Source organism: Pelobacter seleniigenes DSM 18267, assembly GCF_000711225.1.
Taxonomy (GTDB): domain Bacteria; phylum Desulfobacterota; class Desulfuromonadia; order Desulfuromonadales; family Geopsychrobacteraceae; genus Seleniibacterium; species Seleniibacterium seleniigenes.
Genome location: NZ_JOMG01000004.1, coordinates 307,800 through 331,018, shown reverse-complemented (window position 1 = coordinate 331,018; position 23,219 = coordinate 307,800). Strand labels below are relative to the sequence as shown.

Genomic DNA, 23,219 nt, shown 5'->3' with positions numbered 1-23,219 from the left:
CTCCTCAGACTACTGTAACGGCTTCGGAATCAGCAGGGTGACTGCATCATCGGAAGGATTGACATAGACCCAGTAGCCGATCCAGGGGATCAATTGTGCCGGGACTGCCGAAGCGGCGCTGGCAAACTCATTAGTGCCACCCCAGTCTTCGCCCAGATAGGAATAGATACCGTCGACGACGATATTCTCGGCTACGGCATTGAGCCAAGGCACCGGGATCCCGCTCCCAACCTGGACATCGATATCAGCCAGGGCCACAGCGCCGCCGTACGGGTTGCCGATCAGATTCCAACCCGGCAATACCGGCACGGCTATCATCTCATCAGTGATTTGGCCATAGCCGCTCAAATCCGGCAAAGTGCCGCTGTCGGCACGCTTGATAACGTAGCCGTTGCCGCTGCGAATGGCGCCGATGGAATCAGCAAGTTTGAACTGCCCCTTCGGACCTGCATCCGGCAACCAGCCCTGCACCTGCTTATTGCCGAACGCAGTGGCTGAATCCAAGGCTCTGGCGTCGATATCGGCCGCAACAGCAACCAGGTTCCGCCCGTCCAACAGTTCGACGACCGGGCCTTCCAGACTGCCGCTGGTGGGATAGCGACCCAGTAGGTGGCCGGCGCTATCTTCGACAATGAAATAAAAGCTGTGTGCATAGGCTGGGCCGAGCCTGGAGACAAGGGCGTATTCGGCACCGTTGACCAGGGCTCCGCTGCTGAGGTTCATCCGGTATTTATAGCTGTCCAGGACCAGATAAACGACCCGCTGGTCTGCGGTGACCGAAGCCTCACGCAACGTGACATGGAAACGGTAGTCAAGGGCCAGCTTCGGCTTGCCGTCAACATAGTTATGGCTGTCGTCGCCACCATCAACGCGGTCGATCCCGGCCAGCCCCTCAGCAACGGGATTCAGGCTGAGCCCGGTCGGGATGGCTTCAAACACAGCGTTCAGCTCATAATGCTCCGCTATTCCGTCAATGGCATAGGTACTGACCGCTCCGACCGACCGACCGTTGACCAGCAGGTCTTTGACGTAATAACCCGCCATGGGAGTCAACTGATAGGATTGGGATTCGCCGTAAGCCAGATAGGTTTCCCCCTCGGGACTGATGTAGCCTCCGGCTTCGGCCTGTGCCAGGATATGCCAGGCGGAAGAAGAAGCGTCCAGCGGTGCCCCGTCGTAAATATCGGCAACCCCGTCATTATCATCATCGGGGTCAGCGACGTTGCCGATCCGGTCGCCGTCCGTATCCTGCCATTCGCTGCTGTCATTGGGGAACGCATCAATGCTGTCCGGCACACCATCATGATCAGTATCGACAGGTACATAGGCACTGACGGCGATGGAGAACGCCGGCAAAACTGCACTCTTGGCACCATCCGAAACGGCGATGACAATGCCGCTGTAAGTTCCGGTCTGGGTTTCGGACGGGCTACCGTAGAGCCGCCCACTGGAAGTGTCGAAACTAGCCCAGGACGGTTTCCCGGTAATGGAGAAGGTCAGTTTGTCACCATCGGCATCACTGGCCAGTGGCGTAAACGAGTAGAGATAGGTCGCCATGATGGTGCTGGCGGGCTGACCGCTGATCACCGGTGCAGAGTTGTTATCAGAAACCACCATAGTCACTGTTTCAGAGTCCTTCAGGCTGCCGTCAGTGACACTGAAAGTGATCGCATAACTACCGATCTGGGCAGTACTCGGGGTCCAGTTAAAAGTTTTCAGGCTAGCGTTAAAGGTCGCCCCGGCCGGCAGGTTGGCGGCACTGTAAGTCAACGCATTATTATCGGGATCACTACCACTGATGGTCAGGCTGAAAGCGCTGTTGGCGGCCAGGTTTTGACTGCCGATACCGCTGAGCACCGGTGCCCGGTTGACGTTGGTGACGTTGATGGTCACCAGCTCACTGTCCTCAGCCCGGCCATCACTGGCCGCAAAAACTACGGCAAAGATACGGGTATTTTCCGTTTCAGCAAATTCCGGCGTCCAACTGAAGGTGCGGGTCGAACTGTTGAAGCTCGCCCCGGCCGGCAGCCCACTGGCGCTGTAGCTCAGACTGTCGCCGTCAACATCGCTGGCACTGACGGTGAACGCCAAAGAACTTCCCTCAGCAACTGTTTTGGTGCCGATGCTGTTCAGGACCGGAGCCTGGTTGACATTGCTGACGGTGATTGTCACCGTCTCGTTGTCCGTCGCACTGCCATCGTTTACGCCAAAGATCACCGTATAACTGCCGGCGGAAGTGTAATTCGGGGTCCAACTGAAGGTCCGGGTCGAACTGTTGAAGCTCGCCCCGCTCGGCAGCCCGCTGGCAGTGTAGCTCAAGCTGTCACCATCAGCATCGCTGGCGCTGATTGAGAATGCCAGCAAGCTGCCTTCAGCAACGATCTTGCTGCCGATGCTGCCGAGAACCGGCGCCTGATTAACGTTATTAACCACGATGGTTACGGTTTCACTGTCAACGATCTGTCCGTCAGCCACGGCGAAGGTCACCGCATAGCTTCCAGCGGCCGTATAATCTGGTGTCCAGCTGAAAGTTTGAGTCGAACTGTTGAAGCTGGCCCCGACGGGCAACCCGCTGGCACTGTAGCTTAAACTGTCACCGTCGGCATCACTGGCGCTGACCTTGAATGTCAGCAAACTGCCCTCGGCGACCATCTTGCCGCCGATGCTGTTCAGGACCGGAGCCTGGTTGACATTGTTGACGGTGATTGTCACCGTTTCGCTGTCTGTGGCACTGCCGTCATTCACGGTAAAGGTGACCGCATAGTCTCCAGCCGCTCCAAAGCCCGGCGTCCAACTGAAGGCCCGGGTCGAACTGTTAAAGTTCGCCCCTACCGGTAATCCACTGACGCTGTAGCTCAGACTGTCGCCGTCAACATCGCTGGCGCTGACGGTGAACGCCAAGGGACTCCCCTCGGCAACGGTTTTGCTGCCGATGCTGTTCAGGACCGGGGCCGTGTTCTGGGGTTGGGTTCCGACCGCGGCACTGACCACGACATTCGAGTAGGTACTTTCATTGCCGGAACCATCATAAGCCGTGACCGCAAAATAATAGTCTTCATCATCATAGAGACCGGTCACCGTATAGGTCAGGACATTCCCCACATCGATCGGAGAATCTCCTTCGATAGCGTCGATCCCGACAAACGGGGTCTCGGCCGACTGGGTATCGTAATAGATCTTATAACCGGTGATATTGCTGGGGCTGGGATCCCAGGAGAGGGTGACCGATTTGGCCAAAGCGGTGGTTGCAAAAAGAAGCACCAATAGCCCGGCACAAGCCGACATTCTGCAGAATTGACTTTTCATTTAGTATTCCCCCGATGCCCTGAAGAAAGCAGTCAAACAAAAAATGCGCTCACCTCGTTGCCGGAGATGAGCGCATTTTATAGACGGGGGAGCTGGAAAAAATGCACTGCATTCTCTTCGGCAACCCGGCCATCCTTACTCTGAAGGACCCGTGGCTTTGCGTCGCCGGATTACTCCGGTTTTGCCTTTTCGGAGACATCTGTCTGTCATGTTCAGCACGTCAACAATTGACGAGCTGGGTGTTTTTCAACGGAGGCAACCGCTTGCCTCCCCAAAAAAAATACCCATTCCGCTGCCGAAATGAGCATTTTTCTAGCTATAAAAGCTTAAAAGCTGCATTTTCTTCGGCAACCCGGCCATCCTTACTCTGAAGGACCCGTTGGCTTTGCGTCACCGGATTGCTCCGGCTTTGCCCTTTCGGTAAATATTTTTTTTTATCGAAACTGTGTAACAGGACAATAACGCTACCACAAAAAAAAATCAACACAAAAGATAAGAGACTTCTCATTATTCTGACCATCCCAGTCAGGATAAGACATCGACTCCGGAATTCTCCAGCATCATCACTAGCTTGATGAGTGGCAAGCCGATCAGTGCATTGTAATCATGCCCGGCCATTTTTTCCATGAGGGCAATCCCAAGACCTTCTATTTTAAACGATCCGGCACAGTCAAAGGGCTCCTCGCGGCGCAGATAAGCCTTGATCTGCTCGTCACTCAAAGCCCTCATGCTGACGGAAAAGGTCGCATAATCGGTTTGAATGGCGTCGTTCCTGCTATCGACAAGGGCCAGGCCCGTATAGAAACAATGGGTCCGACCGACCATCTGCTTGAGCTGCTGAAAAGCATTATGAAACGAGCCTGGCTTGCCGACGGGGCGGCCACGCTGATCGACAAAAATCTGGTCCGAACCGATAATCAACGCATCGGGAAACCGCTCCCGCAGACTTTGCGCTTTTCCCAGCGCCAGATGTCTGACCAGCAGTGCCGGAGCCACGCTATCGTCGAGGATTTCGGTATAATCCGGAGCGGCACAGGTAAAAGGGATTTGCAGTTGGGCCAGCAGTTCTTTTCGGTAAGGGCTGGTTGAAGCCAGGACAATCGTTCTCATCTGTTTCCTTCAGCGACCCTTTCCCGGATATCAGACCGAAGGTCAGGCCGCGAGACAACAATCTTTTTGCGTTTTTTCAGCAACTCCGGGATGCCATCTTCGTGGAACCGGAGTAAATTCAGCATTTTCAAAACCTTGCAGCAGAGACTTGACCTCTGCCAGAAGTTCATGTTGCAACAGCTGTTGGTCCACCCCGTCCGGAATCGTTTCAATCATGCCATCGTCGTTGTAGATCTGCAGGAGTTGGACGGAATCCTCTTTACCAACCCTGACGTCGCCCCAGAACTCCAGGGATCCTACCCCGACAATCCCACTGACCAAGCCACTGCAGGTGCGATTGCGGCAGCGGATATCCAGTTCACGAACATCGAAGTAACTACTGTAACCCTCTACTCCGTTTAATGCTGACAACCAGATCATGACAACCTCCTGTCTGTTTAGGTTGAGATGATCATAGAATGTCGCTGTGACAGAATATGTCACACAACTCTATCCGCTCAATTCCAGGCCCGCCCGCAACCCCGCTAAAAATTTCTGGCGTAATGATTCAGGAGCGATGACACGCACATGGGGGAGAAAAGAATAGACCCAGGCAAGGATTTCTTTTTCGCCGCTCGCACTGAAACGCAGGCCGATCCCACCGTCGTCGTGGACTTCCAGCTGCTGTTCCGGATGCCAGATCCGTTCCCCGATAAGATGAGCGATCTCTTTGGAGAAATAGAGCTCCAGCGGAAACGAATCCCCTTCATTGATCAGCCCGAAGGCCGAGCCGGTCAACTGCTCAGCCCGGTAATCCGCCGGAACCTCAAAGCGCTCGTCCAGCACGGCCAGGCTTTCGATGCGATCCACGGCAAACAGGCGCAGGGCATTTCGATTGTGGGCAAAACCGCCGATATAGAGTCCGTTATTGAAAAACAACATGGTATACGGGTCGATCAGGTAACGGGTGCTGTCACGCTTTGCCGGCTGATAGACAATTTCGCAACGTTGCTGCCGCAATAAAGCCTGGCGCAGATTTATGAGCAGATCATGCTTGTCGGAATAATCCTTAAAGCCGCGAAAACGCGGTGCCGAAACTTCGGCAATCCGCTCCAGATGAGCGACGCTGCGGGGCGGCAGGCTGGAGCGGATCTTAGCGAAAATCGCTTCGAGATCATCCTGAAAAGGAGTTCCCTGCAAAAATTCGAGCTGTCCACGGCAGAAATACAGGGTCATCAGCTCTTCCAGAGAGAAGGTAATCGGCGGAATTTTGCTGAACCCGGAAATAAATTGATAGAGCACCCGCCCATCCGCCTGCCGCTCGGTCACCAGAGGATAACCCGCTTCGACGACCGCCTGCAAATCGCGGTAGATAGTCCGCCTGGTGACCTGGCACTCTTCCACCAGTTCCTCGACGGTGGCCCCGTAGCGCGCCTCGAGAATTCGGATCAGGTCATGCAGGCGGGCCGCCTGGCTGTATTTTTTGGGCGCGCGCCCCGGTTTGTTTTTGCGACCCGGCACTGGTTTACCTCAACGGCAAAAGGAAGCGAAAGTTGGCATCTGCGAAATTTCGCAGTATGGATAAAAAGACCAAAAAAACAGCCTGCACATTGACAGAACAGAGCTTCTCAGGGAGAATCATAACCAATCAGGTTTCACACGGGAATATCCTGCATCATACTCAGTCAGGATAATGAATTCATCCATAAAATCAGGATTTGCTATTTTGAACCTCTTCGACCATAACGAAACAATCATTGTTCTCGACTTTGAGACCACCGGCATGTACCCGGATCGTGGTGATCGCGCCATTGAAATCGGCGCCGTCAAACTCGGTGACGGAACGGTTCTGGACCGGTTTCAAAGCCTTATCAATCCGGGCTTCCTGATCACCAGGGAGATTGAAACCATCACCGGTATTTCCAATACCATGCTGGTCGAGGCTCCGCCCGCGGAGTTGGTGATGGAGAATTTTGCCCGCTTTATCAGCAGTTATCCCCTGGTCGCCCACAACGCATCCTTTGACCAGAAATTTCTGGAAGCGGAATTCAGCCTGCTCGGGAAAAGCCGCCCCTTCAATTTCGGCTGCACGTTGCAGATCGCACGCCGGGTTTATCCTGATGTCATCAACTACAAGCTGGAAACCCTGGTGCGCTACAAGCAGATCCAAAACAAAGGCAGTTTTCACCGCGCCCTGGCCGATGCGGAGATGACCGCCGAGCTGTGGAACAGCATCGTCGCCGACCTTAAGGCTACTTATCAACTGGCCGAGGTGCCTTTTGACCTGATGAAAAAAATAGCCCGGATGAACAAGGACGAGGTTCCTGCATTCCTGGAAAAAACAGCTCGGGAAACCCGCCTTGATCCCGTTGGCAAAACCGGCAGCCTGTTCGGCTGAGGAGCTGAAGAATGGACATCAGCATCGAATACTGCAATCGCTGAGGATATCGTGCGCGCGCCGCCAGTCTGGCGGCCAAGATCGCCCAGCAGTTTGCCGTCGACGTTGAATTGATTGAATCCAGCGGCGGCGTGTTTGAAATTGTTGTGGATCGCGCACTGATCTATTCCAAACGAGCCACCGGAGAGTTCCCTGCAGATTCCCAAATCCTGGCCATGCTCACCGCCAAGCAGCTTTAACGACCCCGGCGTGGGTCGCTCAAGCTGGCGCAGAGTTTAGCTCGGCCAGCCCCCAGAAGGCCTGGACTGCTGGTTTTTGCAGATTCCGTTTGCTGGAACAGAGTCCGACCACATAAGGATCCAGTTCAGGCGCCTGTTCCAGGACCACAACCTCTTCACGAAACGGGCTGCGCTCAAGCACCAGGCGTGGCACAATCCCGATCCCCCCGCCAAGATGCACCATGGGAATGATGGCTTCATTGCCGGAGACTTCGGCGCTGATATTTGGAGTCACGCGATTTTTTTTCAGCCATTGTTCCAACCGGCGGCGTGACAGCCCGGATTCCGGCAGCACCAGCGGCAGCTGCTGCAGATTGAAGCTCCCCTGCCGATGCCGTTGCAGTTCTTCCGCCTGGGCCCGGGTGGCGATAAAAACCAGCGCAGTGGTCATGATCGGCAGGAAGACGATTCCGGCGCTACGCCGGTCCGGGAGTGCGGCTACGGCAATATCGATCTCCCCCGCTTCAACCTGAGCCACTGCTTTTTCAGCCGCGCCGGTCTTTAAATCGAGATGGACTTCGGGGTAGGTTTTGCGAAAAGATTCGAGCAGGTCGGGCAGGACACTGTACACGGCAGTAATCGAAGCATACAGCGACAAGGCTCCTGAAACCGGCTGGGAACCGTTCAGAGAAGCCTGAAAATCAGTGTAATCCTGCACTGCCTGGCGGGCATAGGCATAAAAACGTTTGCCGCTTGCCGACAGCTGCACGGTTCGGTTATCGCGCAAGAAGAGGGTCTGCCCCAACTGCTCTTCCAAGCGTTGCACCGTGCGGGTCAGGGCCGAGGGGCTGAGGTTGCAGACCTGACTGGCACGGCCGAAATGGAGCTGCTCTGCAGCAGCGATAAAGATTTCAAGTTCACGAATATCCATTTCCGCCTCTGTTGGAGAACTTTATATTCCTACAAACGCAATACAATCTACACAATAAATCAATTTACGCAACATAGATTTCAGGGTAGAGTTCCTAAAACATTTTTCTACTCGCTTATTCAAGATATTAAACTTCAGACAGGTTCAAGGAGCAAACAGATGGGTCAAAATTATTTCAATTCCCTCCCCTTTCGTCGTCAACTGCAAGAGCTGGCAACCTGCCGCTTTATGGAAGCAGAAGAATTTTCCGCAGGCTGCGAATATGCCAAAGGAAAAAAAATTGTCATTGTCGGCTGCGGTGCCCAAGGGCTGAATCAAGGGCTGAACATGCGCGACAGCGGCCTGGATGTCTCCTACACCCTGCGCAAGGAAGCTATCGAGCAAAAACGCCAGTCCTACATCAATGCTACCGAAAACGGCTTCAAAGTCGGTACCTATGAAGAAATGCTGCCGACCGCCGATATCGTCATGAACCTGGCCCCGGACAAGCAACATAGCGATGTGGTCAAAACCGTGGTGCCGTTGATGAAACAGGGCGCGACCTTTTCCTACGCCCATGGCTTCAATATTGTCGAGGAAGGCACCCAGATCCGCAAAGACCTGACCGTCATCATGGTTGCCCCGAAATGCCCGGGCACTGAGGTGCGCGAAGAATACAAGCGCGGTTTCGGGGTCCCGACCCTGATCGCGGTCCACGGTGAAAACGATCCCAACGGCGACGGCCTGGAAATCGCCAAGGCACTCTGCTCGGCACAGGGCGGAGACCGGGCCGGGGTGCTGGAATCTTCCTTCATCGCCGAAGTCAAATCGGACTTGATGGGCGAACAAACCATCCTTTGCGGGATGCTTCAGGTCGGCTCCCTGCTCTGTTTCGACAAAATGGTTGGTGCAGGCATCGATGCTCCCTGGGCCGCCAAACTGGTGCAACAGGGCTGGGAAACCGTGACTGAAGCGCTCAAGCACGGCGGGATCACCAACATGATGGACCGGCTCTCCAACCCGGCCAAACTCCGCGCCCAGGAACTGTCCCTGGAACTGAAAGAGATCATGCGGCCGCTCTATGAAAAACATATGGACGACATTCTCTCCGGCGAGTTTTCCAAAACCATGATGGAAGACTGGGCCAACGACGACGTCAAACTGCTGACCTGGCGCGAAGAGACCTCAAAAAGCGCTTTTGAACAGACCGAGGCCGCCGGCGAGATCAGTGAGCAAGAGTATTTCGACAAAGGGATCCTCATGGTCGCCATGGTCAAAGCCGGGGTCGAATTGGCTTTTGAGGTCATGGTGGAAGCAGGCATCGAGCCCGAATCGGCCTATTATGAATCACTCCATGAAACGCCCCTTATCGCCAACACCATCGCCCGGAAAAAACTCTACGAAATGAACCGGGTAATTTCGGACACCGCCGAATACGGCTGCTACCTGTTCAACCACGCCTGCCTGCCGCTACTGCAGGATTTCATGGCAACCGTTGACACCGAAGTCATCGGCAAGGGGCTGAGCGAGGCCGATGCCGGAGTCGACAACCAGACCCTGGTGCAGGTGAATGCCGAAATCCGCAACCACCTGGTCGAAGAGGTCGGCGAGGTTCTGCGGGCATCCATGCAAGGCATGAAAGCGATTGCCTGAGGACATGTGCTCAAGGGTTCTGCCCCCCGTTGACCGGCGCCGAAAAAAAATCGCCCCGGCCTTGTCTTGCCAACAGCAGAGGTGATAGTATTTATACAAATGCTTGCAAGGGAGGGAAACATGAACGTTTCTGAGCCACCGCAGCAACAACAATCTGAGTCGTTTGTTTAGCGGAGTAAAGAGTATCAAGTCTTTAACATTCACAAACAACTATCAATAATTCAAAAAGGCCCCGATTCCCCATCGGGGCCTTTTTGTCTTACGTACGGGTAGACATGAACTATTGTATTCAATCATGACCGATCGGTTGATCTGTGAAGGTATTACCAAGGAGTCCTGTCATGCCTGATTCTTCCACGTCTGTAGAAAACAAGCCTTTTCCGCAGTTTCTGGCAGAGTTCAAAGAAAAACTCCGGCAGCTGTTTCATGTCCGCACCGATCTGAACGAAATCAGCGCCCAGCGAGGTCTGCCCCCTTTTGTGCTGCGCGAAATCATGGCCGGCAATCCGCTGGCAACCTATGTCCCGCAACGCTACGGCGGGCGCGGTGGAGTCAGCCACGAAGGGCTGGCACTGACCGCAGCGGCAAGTTATGAATCGTTGCCACTCTCCCTGGGGTTCGGCATCAACTGGGCCCTGTTTCTGCAGCCGGTCATCAAGTACGCGCAGGATGAAGCCAAGTTGCCACTGCTGAAGAAATTCCTGGCCGAGCGCAAAATGGGCGGGCTGATGATCACCGAACCGGGGCATGGCAGCGACGCCCTGCGCATGCAGAGCTGTTACACCCGCCACGGTGACCGCTACCATCTGAAGGGCACCAAGCACTGGGCTGGACTGACCGGATGGGCTGACTTCTGGTTGCTAACGGCCAGACAGCAGAATGAAAGCGGCGAATTGATGCGCGACATCGATTTTTTTATCTGTGATGTCGCCGCCCGGGATCAGCACATTGTGGTGGAGGAAGTTTATCAGAACCTCGGCATCTACATGCTCCCTTACGGACGCAATAAAGTTGATGTCAAAATTCCGGTTGTCCAGAAGCTTGAACCGCACAGCAGCGGGATTAAAATGATGCTCGACCTGCTGCATCGCAGCCGTATGCAGTTCCCCGGCATGGGGATGGGGTTTATTCAGCGCATGCTCGATGAGGCCGTGGCCCACTGTCGGGACCGGGTGGTCGGAGGCCGCAGTCTGTTCACCTACGATCAGGTGCAACAGCGTCTGGCTCGCCTCCAGTCGGCATTCACCGTGTGTTCCGCCATGTGCCTGAACAGTAGCCACAAAGTCAGTATTGAGAACGATATGGCACCCCACGGACTGGAAGCCAACGCCGTCAAAACCTATTTGACCGACCTGATGCAGTCAACCGCCCAATCGCTGCTGCAACTGGTTGGCGCCAAGGGCTACCGACTCAATCACATTGCCGGCCGGGCGATTGTGGACAGCCGCCCCTTTCAGATCTTTGAAGGCTCCAACGACATCCTGTATATCCAGATCGGCGAAGCCATCCAGAAGCAGTTGCAGCGCGCCAAAAACGCCAATCTGCTGACCCTGTTGTCAGGAATGGAGTTGACCGTCCTGGCGGCCGACCGCCTCAGGCAGCTTCTCGATTTTTCGGTCCGTACCCACCTTCCGCAGCGTAAATTGACCGAGTTGGGCAAAGTCGTCAGTCGGATCGTCGCCATGGACCAGGTCATCAGACTGGGGCAGACCCCCTTTAACAAAGAGCTGATCCAAAGTTCTTTGAGCCATATTGAGCAGGAGTTGACCGCCCTGTTCAGCAGTTTCAATTTTTCCAACCTGCACAATTTCTATGAAGGTTACGAAGAAAACAGCTCCTGGCTGAACTGCTACCAGTCCTGAACCGTCTCGGTTCTTTGCAAAGTCGTTCACACAAAGAGCCCGCCCCCTGACCCGGGAGCGGGCTCTTGTTTTTTTTAAACAGTCCGGCTTATTTCCGGATGAAGATTTCAGCCCCGGTACATTTTCACAAGTTTTTCGGTATTCTCAGGGTGTTTCTTATCCACTTCAAAAATCACTGTTTCTCCACCGGGTCCTGCGCCCAGTAATGTTTTGGTGTAAGGCAAATGGGGATGTTTTTCAAAGGCAGCACGGATTTTGGCGTTGCCGATAACGTAAATACGGCTGTTGTACTTGAAGACTGAATAATTATCCCCTTTTTCCGCAACCAGGAATGGGGTCTTCTGATAAGTTTCGATCAAGCGTTCGGTATCAGCCGGGTCCTTTTTGTTAACTTCAAAAACCACGGTTTCGCCGTGGGGGCCAGCGCCAAGAATGGTTTTGGTATAGGGCACCACTTTATTCTTGGTAAATTTTTTGGCGCTTTCCTGACTGCCGACAACATAATGCCGACCGGCGTAGGCATAGACATAGAACTGACCGTCTTCAGCCACGACCTGCTGCGGGGTATCCGTAGCAGCAGATCCGGAGACTCCGGCACAACCGCCCAAGAACAACCCCAAGACCAACACAACAGACCACAAGTTACGCATGTTAAGCTCCTTTTTTAGAAAGATTTGAATTTGCGCAAACTAATTGTCATCCGGAAACTCTGGATGACAATTATTAAGTTTTCAGATTGGAAACGAGTAATTTTTCGTTGTGGCAAGGACATCAAGGGGTTGCGCGGAGGCGTAGTCCTTTACGCCGCACAAGAAAACCCGCAGATTGACACCGCCACAGCGGAAAAGGGCCGTTTCCGGATGAAAACTAACTAATCGTTTTTGTGTGAGATTCATATGTGCGACAGTTTAGGGTTTGATGAGGAATGGGCGGTCCCGTGCTGCATTAAGCTCTTCAGGCTGGATTTCAAGCGGCATAACGCTATAATAGTTGCCATACAGCAGTCTAACCAACGAACCCGCAGAGGAAGATCGGCATGAGTCACGACAAAAAGAAACCGCTCAGTCCCGCCGCCGGCGATCACCTGTTCAATACTCTTTTAGCCGAAGAAAAACAGCGCCAGTCCGGATACCGTGAACAGGCGCTGAAGCTTTTCCCCTGGGTCTGCGCCCGTTGCAGCCGGGAATTCGAGGGTAAAAAAGTGCGTGAGCTGACCGTTCACCATAAAGACCATAATCATGACAACAACCCGCCCGACGGCAGCAACTGGGAGTTGCTCTGTCTCTACTGTCATGACCATGAACACACCCGCGGCATCCAGGCAGATCGAGAAGAGCTGGAAACAAACAACAGCCGCGTGGAAACGCTGGTCCACTCCCCCTTTGCCGCGCTTGCCGAAAAGCTCAGCAAGCAGAATCAATAAGTCGGAAAATAGTCATTCATCTTGCTCACCCGCCAAGGGCTCGGCAGGCTGTTGTACAAAAACCGTCTAATAACCGAACAGGCGCAAGGAACCGAAGACCATCTGCCAGCAGGAAAACACCAGGAACACCAGCATCCCCAGCGCTGCGGTCAGCAGCCAATGGCGCTCGCGGCGGTTGATCTCGCGCCGCAGGCTCGGATATTTGCGCAGCGGCTGGCAGATCCCCGGCAGCATTCCGTAAAGTGTCGCCAGGTATAGCCCGCCATAGAGGGGATAACCGATATAGCCGTAATGCCCTTGCAGCATGTCGAAGGGGCAATGGTGGGTCGGCATTTGGTAGATATACAGAGAGATGAAAGAGATAACTGCGCCAAGAGAGATAAAAAACATCAGCACCGCCGCCGCAAACAACAGCTGCCGCAGGATGCCGAATGGGAAGCGCAGGCAAGCGCCCAGCAACAGCAGATAGCCGCCGACGGCCAGGGCAAACAGGGTCATGGCCTGCCCCACTGGCAGCGCAATCAGATCGGCGGCTACCGACTCCCCCTGGTCACTGAACAGGGAACCGCAGCAAGACGTGATCACGGCCGGCTGCAAACCGGAAAAGTAGCGCCACTGCAGATACAAATCGAGCCCGACCAGCGGGGTCAGCACCAGCAGCGCAGCATACTTGGGGCGAACCAGAGGGCAATCTTCGGTACTCTGATCGAGATGATTGAGCAACACCCAAAGCCCTGCGGCAAACAGCAAAAAACCCTTCAGCAACAAGACCAGCCAGCCGACCAGGTTGGCGTTGAGGGACCCTGTGGCGCACATGGCCCCGACAAACAGCCGATGGATATCGTCGGCGGTAAACACGAACAGAACCGCCGAAAAAACCTGAAATCCCAGTGCGTAATTCACCAGCGTTGAAATCAGCCAGGTTCTGCGCTCCAGGCGCAATTGTTCTTCCGAACTGCTGGTGATATCCCAGAACAGTAAGATCCGCACCGCTTGCCAGCTGGCGCCGACCATGATCAGCAGAGTCACCAGCGAGCCCCCCAGGAGAGCCAGAATGCCGGGGTGCAGAATCACAGCAGGAGATCCTCTTCAATCCGCCCGAAACGCAAACGGATACGATGCTGCACAAAGGCGGCCTGGGCCAGCAACGGGTCATGGGTGGCCATGATCAGCGTTGTCCCTTCGCTGTGCAGATCCTGGAAAATCCGCAGCAGCTCCCGAGCCAGGTCGCCATCGAGGTGAGCGGTGGGCTCATCCGCAATGATCACCTCCGGCTGCGCGATCAGCGCCCGGGCGATGGCGACCCGCTGCTGCTCGCCTCCGGAGAGCTGTTTCACTTTCTTCCCGGCCATGGAGAGCATCCCGAAGCGCTCCAGCACCGCACCGGCCGCAGCTTTCATCTCCCGAAAGGAGCGCTCGGTCGGGTACAGGGGCAGCATTACGTTTTCCAGGACATTGACATCGCGCAGCAGCTGGTAGTGCTGGAAAACAAAACCGAACGACTCCCGCCGGATCCTGGCCAGAAACCGCTCGGGCAGGCGGGCGATATTGCGCTCATGGAGAAAAATATCCCCGGAGGTCGGCCGCGCCATGCATCCGAGCAGGCTGAGCAAAGTCGTTTTGCCCGAACCGCTCGGCCCGGTCAGAGCCACCGCCTCACCGGGCTCTATCGTCAGCGAAATGTCGGCCAAGGCGGTCATTTCGTCGGGCCGGCGGCGATGATAAATCTTGTTCAGATCCGTGATTTGCAGCAAAGCCATCAGTTCCTCATCACCTGTTCCGGATCGCTGTCCGCGGTTTTCCAGGCCGGCACCATGGTACAGGCCAGATACGGGATAATCGTCAGAAACGCCAGGACACACACCTGGTAGAGATCAACGCTCGGATTGAGCTGAAAGTCCGGAAACAGCACTGACCAGCCTTTCAGCAGCGGGGTTAAAGCCGGCGCCTTGAAAAGAAAAACATGAATCCAGGCCGCCAGCAGGCCGATGACAAAGGCCGTCAGGGAGATCACCAGCCCTTCCCAGAATTTACTGGTCAGCACATCCGCCGTTTCCCAGCCCAGGGCTTTCAGAATGCCGATTTCCTGTTTTTCCTCCACGCTGATCCCGGTGGCCTTGTCCCAGGCCAGAATGCAGAACGCCAACAGCGCAGCCGCAGCCACGGCCAGCAGCATACCGCTGCGCCAGTTGAACAGGGAATCATAGGTATGCAGGATTTCCGCACGACTGATCGGCCGGGTGTCGGGCAGATGGTATTTGATCTTTTTGGCCAGGGTTTTTATCTCCCGTGGATTGGGAACCGCCACAGCGAGATCGGTGGCCATGTCGGGTGCGATCAGGAAGAATTTCCGGATCGCGGGTTCGGTCAAGACCACCAAGTCGTTGGTCAGCAGGTTGGAAGCGCTGGCAAACACCCCGACTATCCGGTATTCAACGCGGCGGCTACCGCTATCTTCCAGCACCAGGAGATCATTCAGCCCCGGTCCGAAGGCCTGCCGGACCCCGTCACCGATGGCACATTCCTGCTCCGTGCTCGGCAAGCGACCATCCAGCAACTCGAGCCGGCCTGATTCTTCGCCAATGCCGAGGAGGGTCAGATTAGCTTTGATGAGGGAATCATAGAAATATCCCCAGACCCGAGGAGTCACTTTGGTCACCCCCGGCAGGGCGGCGATGGTTGCGGCATAGCTGACCGGAATCAGCTCATGCCGGCCGCCGGCAACCCGCTGCACCACCAGTTCGGGAGCCGCGGACAGGCTGGTTGCGGCTTCCTGCTTAAGGGCATGGGTGAGGAGCAGGACCGAGCCCAGCGCGGCAATGGTCAGGGAATAGACCGCAATCAGGGAGAGGTTCTTGAACTTCCGGCGCCACAGGCTGGACAGGGTGTATTCGAGGATTTTCAGCTGGCGACGCATCGCTTCAGGTCTCCGCTATGATGAAGGAAATGATCGTCCGGGGTCACTGCAGACTGACGATCAACAGCGGCTCAGGGCTTGGCTTGCCGGAACAGGACTCGGCTGGTAAAGCCGACCGGATCCGGTAAAATGATCGCCCCGGTCGGGAAATGCTCAAAGGCTCCGGGGTAATCCTGAAAGGCGGAGAACAGATCGGCCTGGGTCGGGTTGCGCGTATAGCGCGCTTCACTGCAGAGCGCCAGATCCGTCAACCCGAGCACCCGGACCACAGCCTCCCGCTGCTGTCGCGACCCGGAAGGAACCCCGACAACGCGGTCCCCATAACCCAACAGGCCAATCAGCAGGGCGGACAACAGAATCATGAAGCTGAAGTAACAGAAGCTGCGTATCATCAGAGAAAACCTGCCCCGCCCTCGATTTTGCTCAATTCATGTGTTGATGTTTTTTCATCGCCCGCATTTTCCGGATGCGGATGGTGTCTGCGTACATATCTTCATAGCTGAACGTCATCGCCTGCTCAAAGGTCGCCAGAGAGCCGCCATGGGCGGCGATAAAGTCCTCCGCCGCAGGCTGTTCGGCAAAAGCCCATTTGGGTCGGGCGGTCATCACTCCGCGCTGATCCCCGCCGATCACCCAGACCGCATTTTGCGCATCAATCAACTGCCGGGAGTTGTAATCGGCCACCAGCAGCCGAGCCGGCATTTTATCAATGGCATTGGCAAACTCGACGGCCATACAGTGGATACTGCAAGTTCCAACCGCCGAGCCGTCTGCATATTCAACCAACATTCTGCTCTGAGCAAACTTGACCCGATCCATTCCACAATAACTGCAGGAAGGATGCTGATGCTGATCGGGCAGGGTTTCCGCGTGGCCGACAAAAACCAGCAGCAAACATGAGAGCAATGACAACATGGCGACCTTTTTCATGAATTTCTCCCGGCAGAATAAGAATTGGCATAACCCATCTGACCATGCGGAAAGGTTATTTTCTGCAAAAACCTTTCCGCACCAAACAAATCGGCAGCGGACCACATCCAGATTTGTGATTGACATTCGTTAGAAAATAACTATTATTAATTTTTACTAAAGAACACCGTTATAGAAAAATCCCCTGTTAATGTTGTCACTCATAAGGATAACCTTCATGCAGATTTTTCGCAGCATTTATGTCACTCTGGAGAAAAATTTTTTCCAGTCACTTACGCGTAAACTGATCGGCAATGTCAGCTTCCTGTTTGTCCTCCAGCTAATTCTCTTTATTTCCGTTTATTTCAATATCCGCCAGATCCAGGCCATACTCCTCTCGGCATCATCGCAAACCGTTGCCAACGTCTCAGCCATTGCCGAGCGAACCATCCTGCAAGCATTGATTTTGTTGATTCTGTCCATCCTGGCCATGATTGGCACCCTGCTCTTTCTACGCTACCTGGTGGTCAGGCCGGTCCGCGATCTCAACGCTCAGCTCCAGGCCATGAACACCGGAGAAATCAATCTTGGCAACCGCCTTGAAATCAATACGTACGATGAATTCCGCGATCTGGCCACCAACTACAATCAATTTCTCGACCAGCTCAGACAGACCGTTCACCACCTTCGCAACCTGGGCATCAATGTTGCGGTCGGCGCAACCACGGTTGTCCATCAGGTGCAAAATGTCAGCGGCCAGGCCACCAGCCAGGGAGAGTTGTCACAAGTCGTCTTCGCCAACAGCCAGGAAGCAACCCAGACCCTCGGAACAATTTCGGACCACGCTCAGCAAGTGGCCTCATCCACTTCGGAAAGTCTCAATTCCGCCCGTGACGCGTTGGGTGAACTGCAGTCGGTCAATCAAAATATGCAAGACATGCTGACCCAGATCAAACGTCACGATCAGACCATCCAGTCCATGGGGGACAAATCACGGGACATCGGCAAAATCATCTCGATTATCCAGGGGATTTCTTTCCAGACCGGGTTGTTGTCGCTGAATGCAGCAGTCGAAGCCGCCCGCGCCGGTCAGGCCGGCAAAGGTTTCTCCGTGGTCGCCACAGAAGTTAAAAAACTGGCCGAGCAGGCCAATAAAGCCAGCGAGCAAATTGCCGGGCAGATCAACGACATCCTCGCCAGTATCGACAGTGCGTTAGGAGAAGCAAGCGACATCAACCGCGCCGCCGAGCGGACCATGGAAGTGTCCAGCATGACCAGCAATAACTATCAGAACCTGATCAAAGAGTTTGATGAAAATTACGGCCGGCTGTCGCATATCACCGCCTCGGTCGAGGAAATTTCCGCCGCCAACCAGCAGACCCACGAAAAAGTCTCGTCCATCTGCGACCTCAGTCAGACCGTCAGGGAACAGACGGAAGCCTCAAAACAGATCGCGATCGACCTGCAGGACACCAGCGAATCGATGCAACAGCTGGTGGCCCGTTTTATCACCGGTGAGGGAGCTTTCGAGCAGATTCTCCAATTGGCTCGCGATTTTCAGACCGGAGCAACCGAGCAGATCGACAATCTCGCGACCCGGGGCTGTCATGTTTTCGATACGGCCTATCAGGCGATTCCTGGCACCCACCCTCCCAAGTATCGCACCGCATACGATCAGGAATTCGCCAGGCAATTGCAGCCACTCTATGACCGGACTCTCAGTCGGCTTCCGGAAGGTATTTTTGCCATCTGCGTCGACGCCAACGGCTATGGGCCGACCCACAACAGCGTGTTTTCCAAGCCCCTGACCGGAGACCCCGAGCAGGACATCCATTACAGCCGGGAAAAAAGAATTTTTAACGACACCACCGGGCTGCGCAGCGCCCGCAGCAAGGAAAACTTCCTGCTCCAGACTTATATGCGCGACACCGGGGAGGTCCTCAGTGACCTGTCCATGCCGATCCATATTCAGGGCCGCCACTGGGGCGCGATCCGGCTCGGCTTTTCCCCCCATGTCCTGCAGAGTTGACCGGCAGACAGCGCACAAAGGCAACAAAGATACTCGCCAAAACAAAAGGCCGACTGAAGGGTTTCCTTCAGTCGGCCTTTTGTATAGCCATCGCCGCAGCCAGGGGAACGCTCGACCAAGAGCCTTCCCTAAGGTTTCAGGTAAAACCGTTTCACCAACCGGTTATTCCCACTCGATGGTTGCCGGCGGCTTGCTGGAGATATCATAGGTCACCCGGTTAACCCCTTTGACCTCGTTGATGATGCGGTTGCTGATCCGCGCCAGATCCGCATAGGGCATGGGATACCAGCCCGCGGTCATGAAGTCTTTGGTCTCGACCGCGCGCAGGGCAATGACATATTCGTAAGTCCGGCCGTCGCCCATGACCCCCACTGATTTGACCGGCAGGAACACCGCAAAGGCCTGGCTGATCTTGTGGTAATGACCGCTGCGGTACAGCTCGTCGATATAGATGGCATCGGCCTGCCGCAGGATGTCGCAGTACTCTTCCTTGACTTCCCCCAACACCCGCACCCCGAGGCCGGGACCCGGGAAGGGATGGCGCCAGACCATCTGTTTTGGCAGACCGAGCTCTTCACCGACGGTTCTGACTTCGTCCTTGAACAGTTCCCGCAACGGTTCCAGCAGTTTCAACTTCATGTAATCGGGCAGGCCGCCGACATTGTGGTGGCTTTTGATGTTGTGGGCCTTACCCGTTTTGGCGCCGGCGGATTCGATAACATCCGGATAGATGGTCCCCTGGGCCAGCCAGGTAGCGTCGGTGATATTGTTCGACTCTTCCTCGAAGATATCAACGAACAGGTTGCCGATGATCTTCCGCTTCTGCTCCGGATCGGCAACCCCTGTCAAAGCTGAATAAAAACGTTGCTGCGCATTAACCCGGGTCACCTTGACCCCCAGGTTGCCGGCAAAGGTCGCCATGACCTGGTCCCCTTCGTCCAGCCGCAACAGACCGTTATCGACAAAGACACAGTGCAGCTGATCACCGATGGCACGATGAATCAAAGCTGCAGCAACCGAAGAATCGACGCCCCCCGACAGGCCGAGAATAACCTGATCGGACCCGACCTGTTCGCGGATGCGGGCCACGGCGTCCTCGATGATTTTCCCGGGGGTCCACTGTCCGGCACAGCCGCAGATCTTGCGTACAAAGGTGTTGACCAGCTGCGCTCCCTGCGGGGTGTGATTGACTTCCGGGTGGAATTGCACCCCATAGAGCTTGCGGGCCACGTTCTGAATGGCGCAGACCGGGGCGTTGCCCGTCTCGGCAACAACCTCGAAGTTATCCGGAATAGTGGCGACATGATCGCCGTGACTCATCCACACCGAACTTTTCCCGTCGACAAAAAAACCTTCGAACAACGGCCCGGGCACTCCCTTGACAGCCAGTTCCGCGTGACCGTACTCGCGCTTGCCGGCCGGGACCACCTCACCACCGAAGTGCCGGCAGATCAGCTGCATCCCGTAGCAGATGCCAAGGATCGGAATCCCGAGTTCGAACAGCTCCTCGGTTATCGCCGGGGCGCCCTCTTCATAGACCGATTTCGGCCCCCCGGAGAGGATAATCCCCTGGGCGCCGAAGGCCTTGATCTCGTCCAGGCTCATATCAAAAGGATGCAGTTCACAGTAAACGTGACATTCACGAACCCGGCGGGCAATCAGCTGGGTATACTGGGAACCAAAGTCCAGAATCAGGATCTTTTCACGATGAATATCAGCCATGGACTCAGTTGTTCCTTTCCATGCGGTAGTTGGGCGCCTCCTGGGTGATGGTCACGTCATGAACATGAGACTCCCGCAGTCCGGCATTGGTGATCCGCACGAACTGGCCCTTTTGCTGCAGATCTTTAATGGTGCGACAGCCGGTATAGCCCATTCCCGAGCGCAGGCCACCGATCAGCTGATGGATATTGTCCGAGAGGGGCCCACGATACGGCACCCGTCCTTCGATCCCTTCCGGGACCAGCTTGACATCTTCTTCGTCGGCCTGGAAATAGCGATCCTTGCTCCCCTGTTTCATGGCTCCCATGCTGCCCATGCCGCGATAGGATTTGTAGGTCCGCCCCTGATAGAGGATGGTTTCACCGGGCGACTCTTCGGTGCCGGCAAACAGGGAGCCGATCATGATAACATCGGCACCGGCAGCGACAGCTTTCGGCAGATCCCCGGAAAATTTGATACCGCCATCGGCGATCAGTGGGATACCGGCGGCACGGGCCACTTTGGCAACCTGTTGAATTGCGGTAATCTGTGGGACACCAACCCCGGCCACAACCCGGGTGGTGCAGATCGAACCCGGCCCGATACCGACCTTGATAGCGTCGACCCCGGCATCCACCAACGCCTGGGCAGCAGCGGCAGTGGCAATATTTCCGGCCATTAACTGGACTTGCGGATATTCTTTGCGGATCCGGGCGATGGTGTCGAGCACTCCCTGGCTGTGACCATGGGCGGTATCGATCACCAGCAGGTCAACCCCGGCCTTGACCAGAGCGGCCGCGCGTTCATCCAGATCGGCACCGACTCCAACCGCTGCACCGACCCGCAACCGGCCCAGATCATCTTTACAGGCCGAGGGGTACTTGCGCACCTTTTCAATATCCTTGATGGTGATCAGGCCTTTGAGAACGCCTTTGTCGTCAACCACCAGCAGTTTTTCGATACGATGCTTATGCAAATGGTACTTGGCCTCTTCCAGGGTGGTTCCGGGCGGCACCGTGACCAGGTTCTCCTTGGTCATGACATTGGAGATCGGTTGGTCGACGTTGGTTTCAAAACGCAGATCGCGGTTGGTCATGATGCCAACCAGCTTACCGTTTTTAGTCACCGGGACACCGGAGATCCGGTATTTTTCCATCACCTTGAGCGCTTCGTAGATTTTCTGATCAGGCTCCATGGTAATCGGATCGACAATCATCCCGCTTTCCGATTTTTTGACCTGGTCGACTTCTGTCGCCTGAGCGGTCGGACTCATATTCTTATGGATAATCCCGAGCCCTCCTTCGCGCGCCATGCAGATCGCGGCCCGTGATTCGGTCACGGTATCCATGGCTGCGGAGAGCAGTGGGATATTCAGTTTGATGGTTCTGGTCAGTTGGGTGGTCAGATCGACTTCTTTTGGTAGCACCTGGGAATGGGCCGGCACCAGCAATACGTCGTCAAAAGTTAAACCTATGGGAATTTCAGCATCTTGCATGACTGCTCCTTCTACTGGAGGAAGATAAATATTTAACCGATAAGCTTATTCAAAAGATGATCGCAAGTCAATCAATTACGGCGCTTACCCAGAGGGCAAGCGCCGTAATTGAATTCTTCCGATGTCTATTTTCCCTGCAACAGGTAGGCTTCTATGAAGCCGTCCAGATCGCCGTCAAGAACGGCATCCGTGTTCCCGGTTTCGTGACCGGTTCGATGATCCTTGACCATGCGGTAAGGATGAAGAACATAAGAACGAATCTGACTACCCCAACCGATCTCTTTCTTCTCCTCGGAGAAAGCCGCGGCTTCCTCTTCTTTTTTGCGAATTTCCAGTTCATACAAGCGTGCCTTGAGCTGTTTCAACGCAGTCGCCCGGTTGCTGTGCTGGGAACGCTGATTCTGGCAGGCGACCACAATTCCGGTCGGAATATGGGTGATCCGGATGGCCGAATCGGTCTTATTGATGTGCTGGCCACCTGCGCCGCTGGCCCGGAACGTATCGACCTTGATATCCTTGTCTTCGATCTCGACCTCGACGGAATCATCCAGTTCAGGAAAGACAAACACGGAACAGAAGGAGGTATGACGACGTGAATTGGCGTCGAAGGGGGAAATCCGCACCAAACGATGGATTCCGCTTTCCGCTTTCAGGTAGCCGTAGGCATAGTCGCCTTCAACAGTAAAAGTGGCGCTTTTCAAACCGGCATCGTCGCCGGCCTGATATTCGGTAAACTCGACTTTGAACCCTTTCCGCTCACAATAGCGGACGTACATGCGCAGCAGCATATCCGCCCAATCCTGGGCTTCGGTGCCACCCGCCCCAGCATTGATACTCAGGGTGGCGTTGTTGGCATCATGTTCGCCGGACAGCATCCGCGCAAACTCCATCCGATCGATGAGTTGGGTCACTTCGGGAAGCAGTTCCTGCACTTCCGCCAGCGTCTCTTCATCCTCCCCTTCTTCGCCCAGCTCAATCAGCACCTGGATATCTTCAAGCTGCCGCTTGGCAGAGCTACAGTCCTGAACAACCTTCTGCAGCCGGGTCCGCTCTTTCAGCAGCTCCTGGGCGGCATCGCCCCGGTTCCAGAACTCCGGACGGGCAATCTCCGCCTCTAATTCGGCAACCCGCTCTATTTTGCCAGGGACGTCAAAGATACCTCCATAGTTCCTGAAGTTTCCCCTGCAATTCCTTGACGCTTTCTTTCGGCTCACGAAACATGCTCTACTCCTGTATTTAGATCTGGATCTATTGATAATAAGTTTGGGTTCATGTGAATAGCCGAGCAGTATAGCTCAAGCCATCGGCA

19 protein-coding genes, 1 pseudogene and 2 riboswitches are annotated in these 23,219 nt (G+C 55.1%); of the genes and pseudogenes, 6 read left to right on the top strand and 14 right to left on the bottom strand.

Annotation, left to right across the window (positions count from 1 at the left end; genetic code table 11):
• Window positions 1-9: 9 nt before the first annotated feature.
• The 4 genes from N909_RS0118425 to N909_RS0118405 form a co-directional block, all read right to left on the bottom strand.
• Window positions 10-3,306 (bottom strand): putative Ig domain-containing protein, encoded by a 3,297-nt coding sequence (locus tag N909_RS0118425; protein ID WP_029917607.1) that lies wholly within the window; start codon window positions 3,304-3,306, stop codon window positions 10-12.
• A 116-nt stretch (window positions 3,307-3,422) separates the two neighbouring features.
• A riboswitch (cyclic di-GMP riboswitch) is annotated at window positions 3,423-3,502 on the bottom strand.
• Between the two features lie 147 nt (window positions 3,503-3,649).
• Window positions 3,650-3,730, bottom strand: a riboswitch (cyclic di-GMP riboswitch).
• A gap of 101 nt (window positions 3,731-3,831) precedes the next feature.
• Window positions 3,832-4,416 (bottom strand): Maf family protein, encoded by a 585-nt coding sequence (locus N909_RS0118415; RefSeq protein ID WP_029917605.1) that lies wholly within the window; start codon window positions 4,414-4,416, stop codon window positions 3,832-3,834.
• A 42-nt stretch (window positions 4,417-4,458) separates the two neighbouring features.
• Window positions 4,459-4,836 (bottom strand): hypothetical protein, encoded by a 378-nt coding sequence (locus N909_RS0118410; RefSeq protein ID WP_029917604.1) that lies wholly within the window; start codon window positions 4,834-4,836, stop codon window positions 4,459-4,461.
• A 69-nt stretch (window positions 4,837-4,905) separates the two neighbouring features.
• A complete protein-coding gene (locus N909_RS0118405; protein ID WP_029917603.1) occupies window positions 4,906-5,916 on the bottom strand; it encodes a helix-turn-helix transcriptional regulator in 1,011 nt (336 codons plus the stop codon).
• Window positions 5,917-6,121: 205 nt separating this feature from the next.
• Here N909_RS0118405 and N909_RS0118400 point away from each other — a divergent pair, with 205 nt between their 5' ends.
• Window positions 6,122-6,793 (top strand): 3'-5' exonuclease, encoded by a 672-nt coding sequence (locus tag N909_RS0118400; protein ID WP_245613634.1) that lies wholly within the window; start codon window positions 6,122-6,124, stop codon window positions 6,791-6,793.
• A gap of 56 nt (window positions 6,794-6,849) precedes the next feature.
• A pseudogene (locus tag N909_RS26590) lies at window positions 6,850-7,032 on the top strand (Rdx family protein); the annotation flags it as partial.
• Window positions 7,033-7,051: 19 nt separating this feature from the next.
• Here the strand turns inward: N909_RS26590 and ilvY are convergent.
• On the bottom strand, window positions 7,052-7,942 hold the full coding sequence (gene ilvY / locus N909_RS0118390) for an HTH-type transcriptional activator IlvY (protein WP_029917601.1): 891 nt from the start codon (window positions 7,940-7,942) through the stop codon (window positions 7,052-7,054).
• 159 nt (window positions 7,943-8,101) lie between these two features.
• On the opposite strand from ilvY, the gene ilvC reads away from it, so the two are divergent.
• A complete protein-coding gene (gene ilvC / locus N909_RS0118385; protein ID WP_029917600.1) occupies window positions 8,102-9,574 on the top strand; it encodes a ketol-acid reductoisomerase in 1,473 nt (490 codons plus the stop codon).
• Window positions 9,575-9,915: 341 nt separating this feature from the next.
• The gene (locus N909_RS0118380) at window positions 9,916-11,436 is read left to right on the top strand and encodes an acyl-CoA dehydrogenase family protein (RefSeq protein WP_029917599.1); all 1,521 of its coding nucleotides are present in this window, start codon (window positions 9,916-9,918) and stop codon (window positions 11,434-11,436) included.
• 107 nt (window positions 11,437-11,543) lie between these two features.
• Here N909_RS0118380 and N909_RS0118375 read toward each other — a convergent pair whose 3' ends face one another.
• Window positions 11,544-12,086: a hypothetical protein gene (locus tag N909_RS0118375; protein ID WP_029917598.1), complete on the bottom strand. Its 543-nt coding sequence runs from the start codon at window positions 12,084-12,086 to the stop codon at window positions 11,544-11,546.
• 386 nt (window positions 12,087-12,472) lie between these two features.
• Between N909_RS0118375 and N909_RS0118365 the strand changes: the two genes are divergently transcribed.
• Window positions 12,473-12,859, top strand: coding sequence for a YajD family HNH nuclease (locus N909_RS0118365; RefSeq protein WP_051689951.1), 387 nt, complete (start codon window positions 12,473-12,475; stop codon window positions 12,857-12,859).
• A gap of 66 nt (window positions 12,860-12,925) precedes the next feature.
• Here the strand turns inward: N909_RS0118365 and N909_RS0118360 are convergent, their stop codons facing one another.
• The 5 genes from N909_RS0118360 to N909_RS0118340 form a co-directional block, all read right to left on the bottom strand.
• Window positions 12,926-13,933 carry a hypothetical protein gene (locus N909_RS0118360; protein WP_029917596.1) on the bottom strand — a complete coding sequence of 336 codons (1,008 nt, stop codon included), beginning with the start codon at window positions 13,931-13,933 and terminating at the stop codon, window positions 12,926-12,928.
• Window positions 13,930-14,619: an ABC transporter ATP-binding protein gene (locus tag N909_RS0118355; RefSeq protein ID WP_155006008.1), complete on the bottom strand. Its 690-nt coding sequence runs from the start codon at window positions 14,617-14,619 to the stop codon at window positions 13,930-13,932. Before N909_RS0118355 ends, N909_RS0118360 begins: the two co-directional genes overlap by 4 nt.
• Window positions 14,619-15,776, bottom strand: coding sequence for an ABC transporter permease (locus N909_RS0118350; RefSeq protein ID WP_029917594.1), 1,158 nt, complete (start codon window positions 15,774-15,776; stop codon window positions 14,619-14,621). Before N909_RS0118350 ends, N909_RS0118355 begins: the two co-directional genes overlap by 1 nt.
• 71 nt (window positions 15,777-15,847) lie before the next feature.
• Entirely contained in the window at window positions 15,848-16,168 is a 321-nt protein-coding gene (locus tag N909_RS0118345; RefSeq protein WP_063336441.1) for a hypothetical protein, read from the bottom strand.
• Between the two features lie 31 nt (window positions 16,169-16,199).
• The gene (locus tag N909_RS0118340; RefSeq protein ID WP_029917592.1) at window positions 16,200-16,706 is read right to left on the bottom strand and encodes a nitrous oxide reductase accessory protein NosL; all 507 of its coding nucleotides are present in this window, start codon (window positions 16,704-16,706) and stop codon (window positions 16,200-16,202) included.
• A 217-nt stretch (window positions 16,707-16,923) separates the two neighbouring features.
• Between N909_RS0118340 and N909_RS0118335 the strand changes: the two genes are divergently transcribed.
• Window positions 16,924-18,714 (top strand): methyl-accepting chemotaxis protein, encoded by a 1,791-nt coding sequence (locus N909_RS0118335; protein WP_029917591.1) that lies wholly within the window; start codon window positions 16,924-16,926, stop codon window positions 18,712-18,714.
• 162 nt (window positions 18,715-18,876) lie between these two features.
• Here the strand turns inward: N909_RS0118335 and guaA are convergent, their stop codons facing one another.
• The 3 genes from guaA to prfB form a co-directional block, all read right to left on the bottom strand.
• Window positions 18,877-20,436 carry a glutamine-hydrolyzing GMP synthase gene (gene guaA / locus N909_RS0118330; protein ID WP_029917590.1) on the bottom strand — a complete coding sequence of 520 codons (1,560 nt, stop codon included), beginning with the start codon at window positions 20,434-20,436 and terminating at the stop codon, window positions 18,877-18,879.
• Between the two features lie 4 nt (window positions 20,437-20,440).
• Window positions 20,441-21,910 (bottom strand): IMP dehydrogenase, encoded by a 1,470-nt coding sequence (gene guaB, locus N909_RS0118325; RefSeq protein ID WP_029917589.1) that lies wholly within the window; start codon window positions 21,908-21,910, stop codon window positions 20,441-20,443.
• A 125-nt stretch (window positions 21,911-22,035) separates the two neighbouring features.
• Window positions 22,036-23,131, bottom strand: a protein-coding gene (gene prfB, locus N909_RS0118320) for a peptide chain release factor 2 (RefSeq protein WP_245613633.1) whose coding sequence is annotated in 2 segments (ribosomal slippage) — window positions 22,036-23,061 and window positions 23,063-23,131 — 1,095 coding nt in all. Because the reading frame shifts where the segments join, the coding sequence is not laid out codon by codon here.
• Between the last annotated feature and the right edge of the window lie 88 nt (window positions 23,132-23,219).

Bases quoted from the DNA above. Each gene is read 5' to 3' on its own strand.
- N909_RS0118340 (WP_029917592.1), bottom strand. From the start codon at position 16,706: ATGAAAAAGGTCGCCATGTTGTCATTGCTCTCATGTTTGCTGCTGGTT.
- N909_RS0118375 (WP_029917598.1), bottom strand. From the start codon at position 12,086: ATGCGTAACTTGTGGTCTGTTGTGTTGGTCTTGGGGTTGTTCTTGGGC.
- guaB (WP_029917589.1), bottom strand. From the start codon at position 21,910: ATGCAAGATGCTGAAATTCCCATAGGTTTAACTTTTGACGACGTATTG.
- N909_RS0118355 (WP_155006008.1), bottom strand. From the start codon at position 14,619: ATGGCTTTGCTGCAAATCACGGATCTGAACAAGATTTATCATCGCCGC.
- ilvY (WP_029917601.1), bottom strand. From the start codon at position 7,942: ATGGATATTCGTGAACTTGAAATCTTTATCGCTGCTGCAGAGCAGCTC.
- N909_RS0118425 (WP_029917607.1), bottom strand. From the start codon at position 3,306: ATGAAAAGTCAATTCTGCAGAATGTCGGCTTGTGCCGGGCTATTGGTG.
- N909_RS0118335 (WP_029917591.1), top strand. From the start codon at position 16,924: ATGCAGATTTTTCGCAGCATTTATGTCACTCTGGAGAAAAATTTTTTC.
- N909_RS0118365 (WP_051689951.1), top strand. From the start codon at position 12,473: ATGAGTCACGACAAAAAGAAACCGCTCAGTCCCGCCGCCGGCGATCAC.
- N909_RS0118350 (WP_029917594.1), bottom strand. From the start codon at position 15,776: ATGCGTCGCCAGCTGAAAATCCTCGAATACACCCTGTCCAGCCTGTGG.
- N909_RS0118415 (WP_029917605.1), bottom strand. From the start codon at position 4,416: ATGAGAACGATTGTCCTGGCTTCAACCAGCCCTTACCGAAAAGAACTG.
- N909_RS0118410 (WP_029917604.1), bottom strand. From the start codon at position 4,836: ATGATCTGGTTGTCAGCATTAAACGGAGTAGAGGGTTACAGTAGTTAC.
- N909_RS0118345 (WP_063336441.1), bottom strand. From the start codon at position 16,168: ATGATACGCAGCTTCTGTTACTTCAGCTTCATGATTCTGTTGTCCGCC.
- N909_RS0118380 (WP_029917599.1), top strand. From the start codon at position 9,916: ATGCCTGATTCTTCCACGTCTGTAGAAAACAAGCCTTTTCCGCAGTTT.
- ilvC (WP_029917600.1), top strand. From the start codon at position 8,102: ATGGGTCAAAATTATTTCAATTCCCTCCCCTTTCGTCGTCAACTGCAA.
- guaA (WP_029917590.1), bottom strand. From the start codon at position 20,436: ATGGCTGATATTCATCGTGAAAAGATCCTGATTCTGGACTTTGGTTCC.